This window comes from Actimicrobium sp. CCI2.3 (genome assembly GCF_035019065.1).
In the GTDB taxonomy this organism is placed as follows: Bacteria; Pseudomonadota; Gammaproteobacteria; order Burkholderiales; family Burkholderiaceae_D; genus Actimicrobium.
In genome coordinates this window covers 27,327-42,942 of sequence record NZ_JASJWR010000005.1, presented here as the reverse complement: position 1 = coordinate 42,942, position 15,616 = coordinate 27,327, and the positions used below count along the sequence as shown (strand labels likewise).

Sequence of the window (15,616 nt, the reverse complement as noted above, 5' to 3'; positions counted from 1 at the left end):
AATAGTGAAGCTCATTGTAGCAAACAGACGTGGTCATGCCGACAGCGATGATCGACGTCGATCAACTCGGTAGCGGTGCGCACATCCGCCTCGGATTCAATCACGTCAACATGCCGGGCGCGGGCGCGCATTCGTCGAATGCGGTGCTGATCGGTGTCGGTAAGTATTTTGATGCGCCGGTGGCCCGCAGTATTCCGGGGCTGGTCGATGACCGGATCTGGCTAGGTGTTGCCGCGATCAACGGGCAGACCAATCATGGCGATACCGAGCGCAGCTTTGGTGGTTCGGCAGAAATCAAGAAATACGATGGCCCGTGGGCGTTTTCCGGATCGGCGATTGCCGAGGGGGACGACGACAGTCGGGTCGACCGGCGCGGTCTGGCAGCACAAGCTTGGTACGTCCAACCGCTGGCGGACAAATGGAGCGCGAGTGCCGGCTTCGGACCTTACGTCAGCAGCAACAAGCGCGACGCCTCGGACCAGACGCGGCTGATGGCGCTGATCACGATGCAAGTCGACCGCGACCTGGGCAAGGACTGGAAAGCCTTTGCCAGTTTCAGCCGGGTCAATACCTTCCGGGAAAAGAATGATCGGGATTTGTTCCGGGTCGGGATCTTGCGCGCGTTCAGGGGGTGATGTCGGTCGGTGCTGCTGGCTGTTAAGCCACATCGCCGGTTTGAAACGATTGGTCAATGATCTCGTTTGGGTTATGCTAAAAGCCCGAATGAGAGGTTAAGATGGCCACCAAGCACCTTCCACCCGAACTACCCGCCAAGCCCCGCAATGGGGCTTCGTTGCGTTTCAAGTCAGCCACCCGTCGGCTTGATGACACCCCATTTACCCATCTGGTTTCCGATGCGCCGCTGTCCGGCTTTGCGGCAGTACAGGCAATTCGCGAGGGCTATTCGATCGGCATGATCAAGGCCGCCAGCAATTTTTTTGGTGTGGCAGATTCCCGCATTCAGGGCATTACCCACGTGCCGGCCTCGACTGCCAGTCGCCTGGAAAAGACCAATGCCCGAATTGATTCCGGTGCGACGGAACGGTTGTTCCGGATGGGCGCAGTGACGCGGTTGGCAGTCGAGGTCTTTGGCGACAAGTTCGTCGCCATCGACTGGATGCGCCGCCCCAATCGTGCACTGGGTGAGGTGGCTCCACTGGATCTGATGGATACCGAACCGGGTGCCGTGTCGGTCCGGCAAGTCCTCAATGCCATCGCCACCGGCGGTGCTGCTTGAAGTTATGGCGCATCGCGGCAGCCCAATGGGCACTCGACCGGCGCTGCGATGGCACACGGTTGTACGGTGGTCGCTGGAACCCGATCGGGTTTCCGGTAATGTATGCCGGCACGACCATCGAGCTGTGTGCACTCGAGAAATTTGTTCATCTGTCCGGCACGGTCGTGCCACCCATGGTGCTAGTGGCGATTGATGTACCGGATCATGCGTCACCCGTATTCCAGCCCGCATTATCCGACTTGCCCGACGACTGGGCCGCGTTGCCGGCACCGGCCAGTACCCAGGAAATCGGCCGACGATGGCTGGCATCGCCGGAAGCTTTCATGATGCTGGTGCCCTCTGCGGTCATTCCGGAAGCGTTGAATGCGGTCATCAATCCTGCGCATCCCGCGTATGCACGTGTCACGCTGAACGTCGTGCGGGAGTTCCGGTTTGACGCGCGAATGACCGACTTTAAATGAAGTTAACACGCAAGGCGGCTACCCTACGCAAACCAAAGATGCGGTTGCCGTAATACGGCATCCGACGCAAACGCCTGATCAGGCGCGCACATGTACCTTGCGACCGGCTGCATACGTCGCCATCACTGCCCGGTCATCGCCCAGCATGGCAAACGCAAACAACCATTCTTCAAGACTATCGGTGCGCGCAGTACGCCGCGCCAGCAGCGGTGTTGCCTGCGGATCAAGCACGATAAAATCCGCTTCCGCCCCCGCAACAAAATTACCGATCGTTCCTTCGAGCTGCATGCTGCGCGCCGCGCCCAGCGTGGCCAGATAAAACATCCGCAGCGCTGGCAGATATGTGTTGCCCATGCGCGCCACCTTGTAAGTTTCATTCATCGTCTGCAGCATCGAAAACGATGTGCCACCACCCACATCGGTAGCTAGCGACAGGCGCAACTGCACAGCATCGGCCGCCGCAAAATCGAATAATCCGCTGCCCAGAAACAGGTTCGATGTCGCACAGATCGCCGCCGCTGCGCCGGTCGCGGCCATGCGTGCGCGGTCATCGTCATCGAGCCAGATGCAGTGCGCCAGCATGGTCCGTTCGCGCAGCAGGCCGACCTGTTCGTAGACATCCAGATAGCTGCGCGCTTGCGGAAACAGCGCCGCTACCCACGCGACTTCATCGGTGTTTTCAGCGACATGGGTTTGCACGTAGGTGTCGGGCCAGGCTTGCGCGAGTTCGCCGGCCAGTTGCAATTGCGCGTTCGACGAGGTCGGTGCGAAGCGCGGCGTGATTGCAACCAACTGCCGACCGCGCTTGTGCCAGCGCCGGATCAGCGCTTCGGAGTCGCGTGCGCCGGATTCGGCCGTGTCCTGCAAAAATTCCGGACAGTGGCGATCCATCATCACCTTGCCGGCCACCATGCGCAGGTTGCGTGCCTCGCTGGCGCTGAAAAACGCCTCGACCGATTCCGGATGCACGGTGCAATACACCATCGCGGTCGTGGTGCCACAGCGCAGCAGTTCATCCAGAAAAAATTCCGCGACTTCACGCGCATGCACCGGATCGGAAAACTGCCGCTCGGTCGGAAACGTGTACGTCTCCAGCCACGGCAACAAGCCCGGTGCGGGCGAGGCAATCATGTCGGTTTGCGGATAGTGGATGTGCGTGTCGATGAAGCCGGGCACGATCAGCTTGCCGCGATAGTCGGTCACGACGACGTCTGCGGAGAGCGTGTCCTTGAGCGTCGCGTACTCGCCGGCGGCGCGGATGTGTGCGCCATCAACGATGAGCAAACCGTCTTCATGGAAGGCGTGGGCGTTGTCGCCGAAGGCCGGGTCGGCGGTGAAGTGGAGGAGGCTGGCGCGGTAGGCGTGCAAGGTCGATGCGGTGTTGATCAAAGTGTTCAAACGGATTCCCAGACTTGAAGTAATTGTGCGGCGACAGCGGCGGCGATGACGCCGGGTGCCTTGCCGCTGATGCCGGTGATGCCGACCGGACAGGTCATACCGGCCAGTCGTTCGGCGGGGATGCCGCGTGCCAGCAAACGGTGTTCGAATTGCTGGCGCTTGGTGTGCGAACCGATCAGGCCGAACCAGCCGGCATCATTGCGTTCGAGGATGACTTCGCACAGTTGCTGATCGAGGGCATGACTGTGCGTCATGACCAGAAAACTGCTGCCGGCGGTGGCGTGCGCGACAAGGGCTTCGGGCGCATCGGTGACGTCGATGGTGGCATTGGCCGGGACGGTGGAAGGGAAGGCGTCGGCCCGTTCATCAATCCATGTGACATGGCACGGCAAGTCGGCCAGCGCCCGCACGATGGCCGCGCCGACATGACCCGCACCGAACAGCAGCAAGTGCGGCGTCCAGGCGCGACGCGGATCGATCAGCCAGTGGCCACCGCTGGCATCGACGACGAGGCGGGTCGGCAGCGCCGGATCAAAGGCCAATGCCGCTTCGTCCGTGATCAGCAACGGCGGCGCATCGGTATCGAGCGAGACCACGCGCCAGCTGGTGCGGTGCGTGTCGCGCGGCGCAAGGTGCTCGTCAGTGACGCATTCGAACACCAGTTGCACGACCCCACCGCAGCATTGGCCGAGACTGGGACCGAGCGCAAAGCGTTCGAGCCGGCGCGATTCTGGGAACACCAACATCGCGCGGGCAATCTCGGCCGCGCGCAATTCCAGATGACCGCCACCGATGGTGTCGCGCTGGCCGTCCTGCGTGACCAGCATCGTCGCGCCGGCTTCGCGCGGTGCCGACCCCTCGACGCTGGCGACGGTGACAAGCACCGCGTTCACGGCGCACTCGCCAGTTGTACGGCCTCGATCGACTTCAGGATTTCTTCGCTGATTGCCGGCGCATTGAGTGGCGGATTGATGCGGTAGTCGCCGACGCTGGCGACCGCATCGCGCAGCGCAAAAAAGACCGAGAACGGCAACAGCAGCGGCGGCTCGCCGACGGCTTTCGAGCGATGGATGCTGTCCGTGACATTGCGGTTGTCGAACAGCGCGACGCGGAAGTCGTCCGGGCAATCCGAGACGGTTGGAATCTTGTAGGTCGACGGCGCATGCGTGGTCAGCTTGCCGTCCTTGTTCCAGCACAGTTCTTCGGTAGTCAGCCAGCCCATGCCCTGGATGAAAGCGCCCTCGACCTGGCCGATGTCGATGGCCGGATTGAGCGACTGCCCGGCGTCGTACAGCACATCGGCGCGCAACAATTTCCATTCGCCGGTGAGGGTGTCGATGAGGACTTCGGCCACGGCCGCACCGTACGCGAAATACGAAAACGGATGGCCGGTCATGCTGGCCGAATCCCAGTGCAGGCCGGGCGTCGCGTAGAACCCATCGGACCATAATTGCACCCGTGCCAGATAGGCCTTGGCGACCACTTCGGCAAATGGGAAGGCCACTCCTGCGACTAGCAGCTTGCCATCGGCGAAGTCCACGCTATCGGCGCTCACGCCGTGCTGGCTGGCGATGAATGCGGCCAGCCGGTCGCGGATCTGCCGCGCCGCCGCTTGCGCCGCCTTGCCATTGAGATCGGCCCCGGTCGAGGCGGCGGTGGCCGAGGTGTTGGCGACCTTGGCGGTGTCGGTGGCGCTGATGCGCACTTGCGCCAGCGGTATGCCAAGTTCATGGGCGACAACCTGCATGACCTTGGTGTGGATGCCCTGGCCCATTTCGGTGCCGCCATGATTGACCAGTACGGAGCCATCGACATACACATGTACAAGCGCACCGGCCTGATTGAGGTGATTGACGTTGAAGGCAATGCCGAATTTGACCGGCGTCATCGCCAGTCCTTTTTTCAGGATCGGGCTGGTCGCGTTGAAGGCGTGTGCGGCATGGCGGCGCTGGCGGTACTCGCTGCTGGCTTCCAGTTCGGCGACCAGCGGGGCGATGACGTTGTCGTCGAGTTGCTGGCCGTACGGCGTGACGTCGCGCCCGGCCTCCGCATAAAAATTACGCTGCCGGATGTCGAGTGCATCCATGCCCAGCGTGCGCGCGATATCGTCGATCGCGTATTCGATGGCGAGCGCACCTTGCGGTCCGCCGAAGCCGCGGAAGGCGGTGTTCGATTGCGTGTTGGTCTTGCCGCAAAACGCCCGCAGGTCGACATCCGACAGGTAGTACGCATTGTCGACATGGCAGATTGCGCGGGTCGCGACCGGGCCGGACAGGTCGGCCGAATAACCGGCCCGCAGCACCATCTCCAGCTTCACGGCGAGGATGCGACCGGTGTCGTCGTAGCCGACCTCGTAGGTGTATCGAAAGCAGTGGCGCTTGCCGGTGACGAGCATGTCATCGTCCCGATCGGCGCGCAGCTTGACCGGACGCTGGAGCTTGTCGGCCGCGATCGCCGCTGCTGCCGCCCACAGGGCCGACTGCGATTCCTTGCCGCCGAAGCCGCCACCCATGCGCCGGCATTCGACGTTCACGCGGTGCGCCAGCACGCCCAGTGCATGCGCCACCACATGCTGCATTTCGGACGGATGCTGGGTCGAACACAGCACCCGCATTGCGCGCTCTTCTTGCGGAATCGCGTAGGCCACCTGACCTTCCAGATAGAACTGTTCCTGACCGCCGACCGACAGCGTGCCGCTGGCGCGACGCGGTGCCTGCGCCAGTCGCGCCGCCGCGTCGCCGCGCTGCAAGCGCATCGGCGGCAAGACATACGATTGCGCGGCGTGCGCTGCCTCGGGTGTCAGGTGGGCGGGCAGTGCGGTGTAATCGACCTGCGCAAGCCGGGCTGCACGGCGTGCATTGTCGTGCGTATCAGCGACCACGACGAACAGCGGCTGGCCGACATACTGCACCAGTCCGTCGGCAAAAATCGGATCGTCATGAATGATCGGACCGCAGTCATTGAAGCCGGGAATGTCCGCAGCGACCAGCACGGCGACGACCCCGGCCGAGGCCTTCACGGCAGCGAGGTCGATCGCTGTGAACGTGGCATGCGCCTGTTGCGACAGGCCGAGTGCTGCATGCAGCGTGCCGTGGAGCTCCGCGACATCGTCGACATAGGTGGCGCTTCCCAGCACATGCAGCATGGCCGATTCGTGCGGATGCGAGCGGCCGACTTCGGCCCAGACGCCGGGCAGTTCGGTGCGCGAGTTCATTGGATACCTTCATGGGCAAAGGCATTGACCTGCCCGGCGGTCAGCGGCGCATCGGTACGGGTTTCGAACCAGAAGCGGCGCAACAGATTTTGTGCGGCCTTCATCCGATATGTGCCGGAGGCGCGCATGTCGCTCAGCGGCGTGTAATCGCTGGCCAGGGCCGCCATCGCACGGGTCAGGCTGGCGTCGTTCCACGGCTGGCCGAGCAGGGCCTGTTCGGCATGACTGGCGCGTTTTGGCGTGGCGGCCATGCCGCCGAAGGCGATGCGAATGTCGGTGATCAACTCGCCATCAAGCCGGATCGAGAAGGCTGCACAGACCGCTGAAATATCCTGATCAAAGCGCTTGGCCAGTTTGTAAGTGCGCCATTGCCGACCGGCTTGCGGTAGCGGGATGCGGATCGCCGTGACCAGTTCGTCGGGCTGCAAATCTTTTTTCTGATAGCCGAGATAAAAATCTTCCAGCGCCAGCGTGCGCGTTCCGGTGCTGCCTTGCAGGACCACTTCGGCACCGAGGGCAATGAGCCACGGCATCGAGTCGCCGATCGGTGAACCGTTGGCGACATTGCCGCCCAGCGTGCCGGCATTGCGCACCGGCAGCGAGGCAAAGCGCTGCCATAGTTCGGTCAGTTCGTTCGGGTAGTGCTGGCAGATGGCCTGATAGGACGCTTCCAGCGAAGCGGTCGCGCCGATATGCAGATGCGACGCGCTGCGCTCAATCGCCGCGAGCCCGGCCACTTCACCCAGATAAACAATATCGCCGAGCACACGCAACTGCTTGGTGAACCACAGGCCGACATCGGTCGATCCGGCCAGCAAGGTCGCAGCCGGATGGCTTGTACGCAATTGAATTGCTTGCGACAGAGTGCGTGGCGCGAAGAACGTATGACCGTCAGCCAGCGCGTGCTGGCGCAGCGTCGTGCTGTGCAGCGGTAGCAGGGCGGCGGTGACGGCGGCACGATCGAAGGTGACCGGCGGCAGTTGTCCCATCCGCGTGGCTGCTGCAATGATGGGCCGGTAGCCGGTGCAGCGGCACAGATTGCCCGAGAGCGCATCGTTGACTTGCTGGCGCGATGGAGGTGTTGACTGGCCTTCGCGCTGCAGGTACAGATTCCAGAGGGACATCACGAAGCCGGGCGTGCAAAAGCCGCATTGCGAACCATGGCAGTCGACCATCGCTTGCTGGACCGGGTGCAGCGTGCCATCGGCTTGCTGCAAGTCTTCGACCGTGAAGAGTGCCTTGCCGTCGAGTGTTGGCAGCAAGCGGATACAGGCATTGACCGGTTCAAGCTGCAGTGCGCCATCGCGCAACTGGCCGACCAGCACCGTGCAGGCACCGCAATCGCCTTCGGCGCAACCTTCCTTGGTGCCGGTGCAATGCAGTTCTTCGCGCAGGTGCTGCAGCACGGTGCGCAATGGTGCGGCGGCATCGACCTCCTGGATCGCGCCACGGAAATGGAAACGGATGGACTCGGACATGGGGACAGGGCCTTGGTGATCGTATCGCGCTAGGTTAGCAGTTGATCGGTGCATTGCCATATGCGTTGGCAGATGACGGGTATTGTCGCTGGTCGATCGCACTATCGGTTCGCTCTTGAATGTGCTTAGTAGTCAGCCTGACCGGGTGTTCTATAATTTGGGACTTTTCTGCCTGACCATTCGGGACTGCCATCAATACCATCCTCGTTAGCATCCTGTTCGTCACCACCATATCGGGCGTTTTCAGCATTTCGGCTGCCGCGATTTTTTCATTCGGACTGTTGTCAAAAATGGTCGACCGCATGGTCAGCCTGTCGGTTGGCATCATGCTGTCGACCTCGTTCCTGCACTCGTTGCCGGAAGCCTTCGAGTCCGGTGCCGACACCCACACGCTGTTCGCCGTGCTGCTGGGCGGCTTGCTGCTTTTTTTCCTGCTCGAAAAAACCGCGATCCTGCGCCACTCGCATCATCACGAAGGCGATGGTCACGCCCACCACCATGGCCACGACGCGCACGCGGCCGGCAAGGCGGGATGGATGATTCTGGTGGGCGACGGCATGCACAATTTTACCGACGGCATCCTGATCGCCGCCGCGTTCCTGGCCGACCCGACACTCGGCGTCGTCACCGGTCTGGCCATCATCGCGCATGAAATCCCGCAGGAAATCGGCGACTTCATCGTGTTGCTCAATGCCGGGTTCTCGCGCAAGCGGGCGTATCTTTACAACTTGCTGAGCAGTTTGATGGCGGTGCTGGGCGGCTTGCTTGGCTACTTCACGCTGGAGCAAGGCATGCAATGGATTCCGTACGTGCTGGTGTTTGCGTCGTCGGGATTCATCTACATTGCCGTCAGTGACCTGATGCCGCAAATGCAGCGCCGCGCCACACTGCGCGAAACCATTCCGCAAGTGCTGTTGATCACATTGGGCATTGCCATTGTGGTGTTAATGACACGGCATCATTAGAGCGCTGTTGCAATGGGAATAATGATTATCATAAGGATCACAAATCCTTGTGTAAATCGTTGCTCGAGAGAAAACCACCATGAAAATTGCATCCGGCCGGGCGGTAAAGTGGGCAGCAATCGCGCTAATGGTATCGGCTTCTGTGCCGGCGCTGGCGGTGTCGACACAGTCCTCCGGGGCACCTGAGGCGATGACGTTTGCTTCGGTCAACGAGGCCGGATCATTCGACTATGCGGTTTATGCCTCCGGCGGGATGTTCGACTATTACACCCGTCACAACATGACGGATTTCTACCTGCCCTATTTTTCCGATATGGGCATCCTGCACATCGATTCCGGCGCTAGCTGGGATTACGTGATCGAGGAAAAAAACAACCTGTTCGGACTCGGTGGCGGTGTCCTGCACTTTTACGACAAATGGCCTGATGCGACCGCCCATGACTATGGCGTGGCATTCTTTTTCCAGTCCGCCTACGACGGTGTCAAAGGCCCGTTTGCGCAGCGGCTCGTGAACCCTGTTACCGCCGAAAGCATCCTGTATTTTGGCGATCCGCTGGTGCCGGCCAGCCCGATGATGCTGGCGGCGCTGGCTTCTGCGGTGCCCGAGCCGGGTAATCTTTCGCTGCTGCTGGGTGGACTGGCACTGCTCGGTGCGATGTCCCTCAAACGCCGTTCGGCTCGGGTGTTGATTAAGCGCCGGTAGCGACCGGCCGCGTGGTGTCGGCACTCCACTGGCTCCATGATCCCGGATACAGCGCCGCACCTGGCAGACCGGCGATCTCCAGTGCCAGCAAGTTGTGGCAGGCGGTGACGCCGGAGCCACACTGCATCACGCCAGTCGCCGGGTTGGCGAGGACGCTGGCAAATTCTGCGCGTAACTGATCGGCTGGCTTGAAGCGGCCGTCGGCTTGCAGATTGTCCTTGAAGCAGCGATTTTTCGCGCCGGGGATGTGGCCGCCGACGCGGTCGAGCGTTTCATTCTCTCCGCGAAAACGGTCTGCGGCGCGGGCATCGACGATGGTCAGCGTGGTCGAGCCGAGGCTGGCCAGGACTTGATCGACATCGACTGTGCGGGTCAGTGCGGGCTGCGCCGTGATGTGGCCGTGCGTAACCAGCGCCATGGCAGTCGTCGTGACACCACCGGCCGCGATCCACGCCGGCAAGCCGCCATCGAGGACCGCGACTTGCGCATGGCCGGCCCAGCGCAACATCCACCACAGCCGTGCTGCAAACATCCCGCCGTGGGCATCGTAGACGACGACCTGGCTGTCGTCATTGACGCCGAGGCGGCGCAATGTCTCGATGAAATCAGCCATCTTCGGTAACGGATGGCGGCCGGCGAAGCTGCCGTCGGCGCTGGTTGTCGGACCGGAGAGGTCGTCATCGAGCTGGACGAAACGCGCGCCCGGGATGTGGCCTTCAGTGTAGGCGATACGCCCGGCTTCCGGATTGGTCAGGTCGTGGCGACAGTCGATCAGGAGGTGGGTGTCGGGGTTGATTGCGGTGGCGGGGATCAGGGTGGTGGTGGGCATTGCTTGACTCCTGTTAGAGGGTTAACTGCAACAAATCGTAGGGTGCAATAACCGCAGGGCATTGCACCGGATGCACTGTCTGCGGGAGTTGATTCTGCATGCGCTCCGCCACGCAGCAACCAGGGTCAGAGTTTTTTTCGCAGGGGTATCGCGAAAATTACTCTGACCCTGCTTGCGGATTGCGGAGCGCTTGCCATCCAGTTTCGATGCTGCGGTTGATTGAGCGGCTGTCTCTCCGTCATGACCAAGCCGGGGGCGGCCCGGCAGCCGGTCACTTCTTTTTGCTTCGCCAAAAAGAAGTAACCAAGAAAAAGGCGACCGCGAAGCGGCTGCCCTTCGGGTTCCCAAAAACGGTAGTCAGTCAAGGGGAGGGTCGCAAACTCGCTTCGCTCAGACATGCGCCCCTCTTATCCCTTGCCTGACTACCGTTTTTGGCAGCTGCTTCAATGCGGGACAGGTCAAAGTCAACTGCAACTGCAACTGCAACTGCAACTGCAACTGCAACTGCAACTGCAACTGCAACTGCAACTGCAAAGTCAACATCAACATCAACATCAACATCAACATCAACATCAACATCAACATCAACATCAACATCAAATCGTAGGGTGCAATAACCGCAGGGCATTGCACCGGATGCGCTGACTGCGGTAACTAAGTCACCCCGTCCAATGAGCAACGTCCACATCCATTCACGAAGTCGCGCCAGACGGTTTCTCGCGCAACAGGGCGACGACGAATGTGATGATGGTTAAGGGTACGACAAAACCAAGCATGACTGACGAAAGGCCAGGTAACGCGTCATGTTGCTGCGACGCCAGGATCAGGTAGGCCACATACGCGACGTAGTAAGCCAGGAATACGCCACCTTCCCAGCGTGCGATTTCGCGGCCGCTGAGGAAGACAGGCAGGCAGGCTAGCAGCGCAGCCAGCATGACCCAGATGTCGAATGTCAATATCGACGGTGCCAGTGGCAAGCCGAGCGTGCCCGAGGCCAGAGCGCTCAGACCCAGGCAGCCGAGGATGTTGAACGTGCAGCTTCCCACCACATTGCCGACCGCGATGTCACGTTCGCCTTTGAATGCCGCCGTCAGGGAAGTCGCCACTTCGGGCATGGACGTGCCCGCCGCGACGATGGTCAGGCCGATGACGAGGTCACTCACGCCTAGCGCCTTGGCAAATACCACCGAAGCCGAGACCAGCCAATCCGAACCCAGCACTAGCAAGATCAGTCCGACAACGATCAGGGCCGCCTGCGCTGGCCACTTGCCGTCCCAGGCTTGCGGTGCAACGGGCGGCAATTCGGCAGTGAATCCGGCAGTGAATCCGGCAGTGTTGGCCGACGACTCGCGGCGTGATTGCAGGATCAGGAACACGGTGTAGACCACCATCAGGACCAGCAGCAGGATGCCTTCCCACCAGCTCAGCGTGCCATCGAGACCTAGCGCGACCAGCAGCAAGGCCGAGCCGATCATGATGGGGACTTCCTGGCGAATGAGCTGCACATGCACGATCAGCGGCGCGACCAGCGCACTGATTCCCAAAATAAACAGCACGTTGAAAATATTGCTGCCCACGACATTGCCGATGGCGATGTCGGTCTGGCCGTTGAGCACCGCGCCGGTGGAGACTGCCATTTCCGGCGCACTGGTCCCGAAGGCGACAATGGTGAGTCCGACCACCAGCGGCGAGATGCCAAACGAGAGCGCCAGCTTGGAGGCGCCGCGCACCAGTGAACTGGCACCCACGACCAGGGCAACGAGACCCGCGATGAACAGCAGCAATTGCATCAGCATGGAAAGACTTTCAGGAAAAGTTGAGCGAACTAAAGATCAAGATCAAGATCGCCGTCTTGACCACGCCACTGTGCGTCAACATGCCCGCCGTTGCGTTTTCCGTCAACGGAACCATTGGTCACATTGTTTCGGCTGAAATCGGATCCGAGGTGGTCACCGGGACCGTGGTGTGGCTGAGGTTGCGCGTGTTGTAATAGGTGGCAATGAGGCCGCTCGAGAGGATCACCGCGATGCCGCTCCAGCCCAGCCAGCCCAGTACATCCTGCCACAACAGCACACCCCAGAAGCTGGAAAAGACAATGCCGGTGTATTGCAGGTTAGCGGTGACGAGGACTTTGCCAAGGCGATACGCGCGCGTCATTGCCATTTGCGCGACCGTGGCGCAGCCGCCGATAGCCAGCAACAACAGCAGTCCTTTGCTTGACGGCACATGCCACAGCGCGGCCTGGCTCATCGGGCCTGGTGCCAGCATGATGCCGCCCAGTCCCGCCAGCATGCTGGTCAAGGAGAAATAAAACACCACGCGGGATTCCGGTTCGCCCATTTTTCCGAGTTCGCGCACCTGCAGATACGCCAGCGCTGCCAGCATGCCGGAAGCCAGCGCCACCAGCGCGCCCACCCATTGCGACGCATGCATCGCTGGTTGCAGCAACAGCGTCACGCCGACAAAGCTGGCTGTAATCGCCCCTATCATGCCGGGCTCGAAACTGCGCACACCGCGCCACCAGCCGCCGATGAACAGGATCGCAGCGATCCAGATCGGGGCCATGTAATTGAGGGTCATCGCCATCGACAGCGGCAATTGGGCGATCGCATAAAACCACATCCAGAAGGCGATGACGCCAACGGTGCAGCGCCACAGATGATGGCCGGCAAAGCGGGTACGCAGCGTGTCGCCGCGCAGGAACACCAGGGCACCGATGACGATGACACCGATGGTGCCGCGTGTCATGACGATTTCCGCGATGCTGTAATAGTCCGAAGCGAGCTTGACGCACACGCCCATGATGGCGAACAGAAAGGTCGCCAGCAGCATCCAGAGAGATTGCATCGAGCGATCAGAATGCAATGTGCGCCCGGTACCACTCGTGAAAATGCTGCATGCCGTCTTCCATCGGCGACTGGTACGGACCGACTTCGCTGACGCCACGGTCAAGCAGGATCTTGCGGCCGGCATCCATGCGCAGTGCGATTTCATCGTCCTCGAGACAGGTCTCCATGTAGGCCGCCCGTTCGGCTTCGATGAACTCGCGCTCGAACAGCACGATCTCTTCCGGATAATAAAACTCGACCACGTTGGTCGTGGTTTGCGGACCGGTCGGCCACAGCGTCGACACCACCAGCACATGCGGATACCACTCGACCATCACGTTCGGATACAGCGTGAGCCAGATCGCGCCATAGTCGGGCACCGCGCCATTGCGAAACTTGAGAACTTGTTCCTGCCACTTGCGATACTTCGGTGTACCGGCCTTGGCCAGTCCCTGCTTCACGCCGACGGTTTGCACGCTGAAGTGTTTGCCGAATTGCCATTTCAGGTCATCGCAACTGACGAAACTGCCCAGGCCCGGATGGAACGGTTCGACGTGGTAATCCTCCAGATAGACTTCAATGAAGGTTTTCCAGTTGTAGTTGCATTCGTGGACCTCGACATGGTCCAGCAGATAGCCGTCGAAATCGAGTGCCGGCATGACGTCAAGCTGGCCGAGCGTGGCACCGACATCGAAACCGTTCTGCTCGAACAGCAAGCCGTTCCAGTTTTGCAGTGCGGTCTTCGACAGGTTCAGGCATGGTGTTTCGGCGAAGTGCGGCGCGCCCAGCAGTTCGCCCCGCAAGTCATACGTCCAGCGATGCAGCGGACAGACGATGTTGGTGGCATGGCCGCGACCGTTCAACATCTTGGCCTGGCGATGCCGGCAGACGTTCGATAACAGTTCAATCCCGTGCGCATTGCGCACCAGCATGCGACCTTCGTTTTCCCACGGCAGCGTGGAAAAGTCGCCGATCTCGGGCACCATTAATTGATGGCCGACATAACGTGGTCCCTGACGGAACAATTGCTGGATTTCCTGCTGGTATAACTTTGCGTCGAAGTAGACGTTGACCGGAAGCTGTGCGCTGGAGCGCACCAGTTTGGCATTGGTAGCCAGATCGGACATCCCCACCCCCAAATTAATTTTCACCAACCTAAGAGAGAAAGAACCCGCAAAAACCTGTGTTCAAATAATATGAAAAAGGGAATTCTTGGACAGAACCGGCGATTATACCTGACCGGGCCGCGAAGACGTGGGCGGGTTTTTTGTGGAGTCAAACGGCCTTGCGTCCGTGTTGCCGGGATCTTTTCGGCCTCATTGTGGGGATTGCTCTAAAATGACGACCTTCTCATCACGCGTGCCCGCCATGACAAAAAAACTTCCTGCTGCAGACACTCCCGCCTCCTTTGAAGACGCGATGGCGGAACTCGCCCGGCTGGTGGCACAAATGGAAGGCGGCGAGTTGCCGCTGGAAGCGTCGGTCGCTGCCTACAAGCGCGGCTCCGAACTGGTCAAGTTCTGCGCGGTCCAGCTCGACAAGGTCGATAGCCAGGTCAAGGTGCTCGAAGGCGAGATGCTCAAACCGCTTGATGGCGTTGCTGGCGAGGCGGGCGAATGACCGATTTTGAAGGCTGGATGCGAACCACCCAGGCCGACGCCGAAAGCGCGCTGGATCGCTATCTGCCGGATGCCGGCCAGTTGCCGCTGAAGCTGCATGCCGCGATGCGCTACGCGGTGCTCGGTGGGGGCAAGCGCGTGCGGCCACTGCTGGTGCAGGCCGCCGCCGAACTGTTCGATGCGGCCCCGGCCAATGTTGCACGTGCCGCGTCGGCTGTCGAAATGATCCATGCTTATTCCCTGGTCCATGACGATATGCCGTGCATGGATGATGATGCGCTGCGCCGTGGCAAGCCCACCGTGCATGTTGCCTACGATGAAGCGACGGCGCTGCTGGTGGGCGATGCATTGCAAGCGCAGGCCTTTTTGGTACTGGCCGGGATGGAAATCGACCCGGCACGCGCGGTGGCGATGCTGCGTTTGCTGGCCGACGCGGCCGGTTCGGCCGGCATGTGCGGCGGTCAGGCGATCGACCTTGCCAGTGTCGGTATCGACCTGACGCTGGCCGAACTGGAGCAGATGCATCGCCTGAAAACCGGCGCGTTGCTGCGCGCCTCGGTCCTGCTCGGAGCATGGTGCGGCACGACCCCGGATGCGGCTGCCACGGCTGCGCTCGAAGCCTATGCAGCAGCGATCGGCCTCGCGTTTCAGGTGATCGACGACGTGCTGGACGCGACTGCCGATTCGGCCACACTGGGCAAGACGGCCGGCAAGGACGCGGCCGACCACAAGCCCACCTATGTATCGATTCTGGGCCTGGAGCCCTCGCGTGCGCTGGCAGAAAAATTACGGTGCGACGCGCATGGTGCCGTCCTGCCATTCGGAGACAAAGCACGACATTTGCGCGACCTCGCGGACCTGATCGTGCAGCGGAAAGCCTAGCA

General features: G+C 61.1%; 16 protein-coding genes. 7 read left to right on the top strand and 9 right to left on the bottom strand.

What is annotated here, in order from left to right:
* Window positions 1-35 precede the first annotated feature (35 nt).
* The 3 genes from QN370_RS04400 to QN370_RS04390 all read left to right on the top strand — a co-directional run bounded on the left by QN370_RS04400 (window position 36) and on the right by QN370_RS04390 (window position 1,698).
* Window positions 36-635 carry a hypothetical protein gene (locus QN370_RS04400; protein WP_322126430.1) on the top strand — a complete coding sequence of 200 codons (600 nt, stop codon included), beginning with the start codon at window positions 36-38 and terminating at the stop codon, window positions 633-635.
* A gap of 101 nt (window positions 636-736) precedes the next feature.
* A complete protein-coding gene (locus tag QN370_RS04395; RefSeq protein ID WP_322126431.1) occupies window positions 737-1,237 on the top strand; it encodes an antitoxin Xre/MbcA/ParS toxin-binding domain-containing protein in 501 nt (166 codons plus the stop codon).
* Complete coding sequence (locus QN370_RS04390) at window positions 1,234-1,698, top strand: RES family NAD+ phosphorylase (protein WP_322126432.1); 465 nt, start codon at window positions 1,234-1,236, stop codon at window positions 1,696-1,698. Before QN370_RS04395 ends, QN370_RS04390 begins: the two co-directional genes overlap by 4 nt.
* 78 nt (window positions 1,699-1,776) lie before the next feature.
* Here the strand turns inward: QN370_RS04390 and guaD are convergent, their stop codons facing one another.
* Genes guaD through xdhA form a run of 4 tightly spaced genes read right to left on the bottom strand, consistent with a single transcriptional unit; the run spans window position 1,777 to window position 7,788 of the window.
* Window positions 1,777-3,087 carry a guanine deaminase gene (guaD, locus tag QN370_RS04385; protein WP_322127209.1) on the bottom strand — a complete coding sequence of 437 codons (1,311 nt, stop codon included), beginning with the start codon at window positions 3,085-3,087 and terminating at the stop codon, window positions 1,777-1,779.
* A gap of 5 nt (window positions 3,088-3,092) precedes the next feature.
* The gene (gene xdhC, locus QN370_RS04380) at window positions 3,093-3,989 is read right to left on the bottom strand and encodes a xanthine dehydrogenase accessory protein XdhC (RefSeq protein WP_322126433.1); all 897 of its coding nucleotides are present in this window, start codon (window positions 3,987-3,989) and stop codon (window positions 3,093-3,095) included.
* Window positions 3,986-6,310, bottom strand: a complete 2,325-nt coding sequence (gene xdhB, locus QN370_RS04375) for a xanthine dehydrogenase molybdopterin binding subunit (protein WP_322126434.1) — start codon at window positions 6,308-6,310, stop codon at window positions 3,986-3,988. The genes xdhC and xdhB overlap by 4 nt, the downstream gene beginning before the upstream one ends.
* Entirely contained in the window at window positions 6,307-7,788 is a 1,482-nt protein-coding gene (gene xdhA, locus QN370_RS04370) for a xanthine dehydrogenase small subunit (protein ID WP_322126435.1), read from the bottom strand. The genes xdhB and xdhA overlap by 4 nt, the downstream gene beginning before the upstream one ends.
* 290 nt (window positions 7,789-8,078) lie before the next feature.
* Here xdhA and QN370_RS04365 point away from each other — a divergent pair, with 290 nt between their 5' ends.
* Together QN370_RS04365 and QN370_RS04360 are read left to right on the top strand one after the other, a co-directional pair.
* A complete protein-coding gene (locus QN370_RS04365; RefSeq protein ID WP_322126436.1) occupies window positions 8,079-8,753 on the top strand; it encodes a ZIP family metal transporter in 675 nt (224 codons plus the stop codon).
* Window positions 8,754-8,832: 79 nt separating this feature from the next.
* Window positions 8,833-9,456 (top strand): PEP-CTERM sorting domain-containing protein, encoded by a 624-nt coding sequence (locus tag QN370_RS04360; RefSeq protein ID WP_323581679.1) that lies wholly within the window; start codon window positions 8,833-8,835, stop codon window positions 9,454-9,456.
* Here the strand turns inward: QN370_RS04360 and QN370_RS04355 are convergent.
* The 5 genes from QN370_RS04355 to QN370_RS04335 all read right to left on the bottom strand — a co-directional run bounded on the left by QN370_RS04355 (window position 9,443) and on the right by QN370_RS04335 (window position 14,240).
* Window positions 9,443-10,285 carry a sulfurtransferase gene (locus QN370_RS04355; protein ID WP_322126439.1) on the bottom strand — a complete coding sequence of 281 codons (843 nt, stop codon included), beginning with the start codon at window positions 10,283-10,285 and terminating at the stop codon, window positions 9,443-9,445. The genes QN370_RS04360 and QN370_RS04355 overlap by 14 nt on opposite strands.
* A gap of 361 nt (window positions 10,286-10,646) precedes the next feature.
* A complete protein-coding gene (locus tag QN370_RS04350; RefSeq protein ID WP_322126440.1) occupies window positions 10,647-10,973 on the bottom strand; it encodes a hypothetical protein in 327 nt (108 codons plus the stop codon).
* Window positions 10,974-10,977: 4 nt separating this feature from the next.
* Window positions 10,978-12,075 (bottom strand): calcium/sodium antiporter, encoded by a 1,098-nt coding sequence (locus QN370_RS04345; RefSeq protein WP_416172131.1) that lies wholly within the window; start codon window positions 12,073-12,075, stop codon window positions 10,978-10,980.
* Between the two features lie 124 nt (window positions 12,076-12,199).
* A complete protein-coding gene (locus QN370_RS04340; RefSeq protein ID WP_322126442.1) occupies window positions 12,200-13,132 on the bottom strand; it encodes a DMT family transporter in 933 nt (310 codons plus the stop codon).
* Window positions 13,133-13,139: 7 nt separating this feature from the next.
* Window positions 13,140-14,240, bottom strand: a complete 1,101-nt coding sequence (locus QN370_RS04335) for an aromatic ring-hydroxylating dioxygenase subunit alpha (RefSeq protein ID WP_322126443.1) — start codon at window positions 14,238-14,240, stop codon at window positions 13,140-13,142.
* A gap of 241 nt (window positions 14,241-14,481) precedes the next feature.
* Between QN370_RS04335 and QN370_RS04330 the strand changes: the two genes are divergently transcribed.
* Window positions 14,482-14,733 carry an exodeoxyribonuclease VII small subunit gene (locus QN370_RS04330; RefSeq protein ID WP_322126444.1) on the top strand — a complete coding sequence of 84 codons (252 nt, stop codon included), beginning with the start codon at window positions 14,482-14,484 and terminating at the stop codon, window positions 14,731-14,733.
* Window positions 14,730-15,614, top strand: coding sequence for a farnesyl diphosphate synthase (locus QN370_RS04325; protein WP_322126445.1), 885 nt, complete (start codon window positions 14,730-14,732; stop codon window positions 15,612-15,614). The genes QN370_RS04330 and QN370_RS04325 overlap by 4 nt, the downstream gene beginning before the upstream one ends.
* The last annotated feature ends 2 nt before the right edge of the window (window positions 15,615-15,616 follow it).

What these genes read in the sequence shown, in the direction of transcription:
- QN370_RS04400 (WP_322126430.1), top strand. Translation starts at nt 36, where the DNA reads ATGCCGACAGCGATGATCGACGTCGATCAACTCGGTAGCGGTGCGCAC.
- QN370_RS04395 (WP_322126431.1), top strand. Translation starts at nt 737, where the DNA reads ATGGCCACCAAGCACCTTCCACCCGAACTACCCGCCAAGCCCCGCAAT.
- xdhB (WP_322126434.1), bottom strand. Translation starts at nt 6,310, where the DNA reads ATGAACTCGCGCACCGAACTGCCCGGCGTCTGGGCCGAAGTCGGCCGC.
- xdhA (WP_322126435.1), bottom strand. Translation starts at nt 7,788, where the DNA reads ATGTCCGAGTCCATCCGTTTCCATTTCCGTGGCGCGATCCAGGAGGTC.
- QN370_RS04365 (WP_322126436.1), top strand. Translation starts at nt 8,079, where the DNA reads ATGGTCGACCGCATGGTCAGCCTGTCGGTTGGCATCATGCTGTCGACC.
- QN370_RS04360 (WP_323581679.1), top strand. Translation starts at nt 8,833, where the DNA reads ATGAAAATTGCATCCGGCCGGGCGGTAAAGTGGGCAGCAATCGCGCTA.
- QN370_RS04355 (WP_322126439.1), bottom strand. Translation starts at nt 10,285, where the DNA reads ATGCCCACCACCACCCTGATCCCCGCCACCGCAATCAACCCCGACACC.
- QN370_RS04350 (WP_322126440.1), bottom strand. Translation starts at nt 10,973, where the DNA reads ATGTGGACGTTGCTCATTGGACGGGGTGACTTAGTTACCGCAGTCAGC.
- QN370_RS04345 (WP_416172131.1), bottom strand. Translation starts at nt 12,075, where the DNA reads ATGCAATTGCTGCTGTTCATCGCGGGTCTCGTTGCCCTGGTCGTGGGT.
- QN370_RS04340 (WP_322126442.1), bottom strand. Translation starts at nt 13,132, where the DNA reads ATGCAATCTCTCTGGATGCTGCTGGCGACCTTTCTGTTCGCCATCATG.
- QN370_RS04335 (WP_322126443.1), bottom strand. Translation starts at nt 14,240, where the DNA reads ATGTCCGATCTGGCTACCAATGCCAAACTGGTGCGCTCCAGCGCACAG.
- QN370_RS04330 (WP_322126444.1), top strand. Translation starts at nt 14,482, where the DNA reads ATGACAAAAAAACTTCCTGCTGCAGACACTCCCGCCTCCTTTGAAGAC.
- QN370_RS04325 (WP_322126445.1), top strand. Translation starts at nt 14,730, where the DNA reads ATGACCGATTTTGAAGGCTGGATGCGAACCACCCAGGCCGACGCCGAA.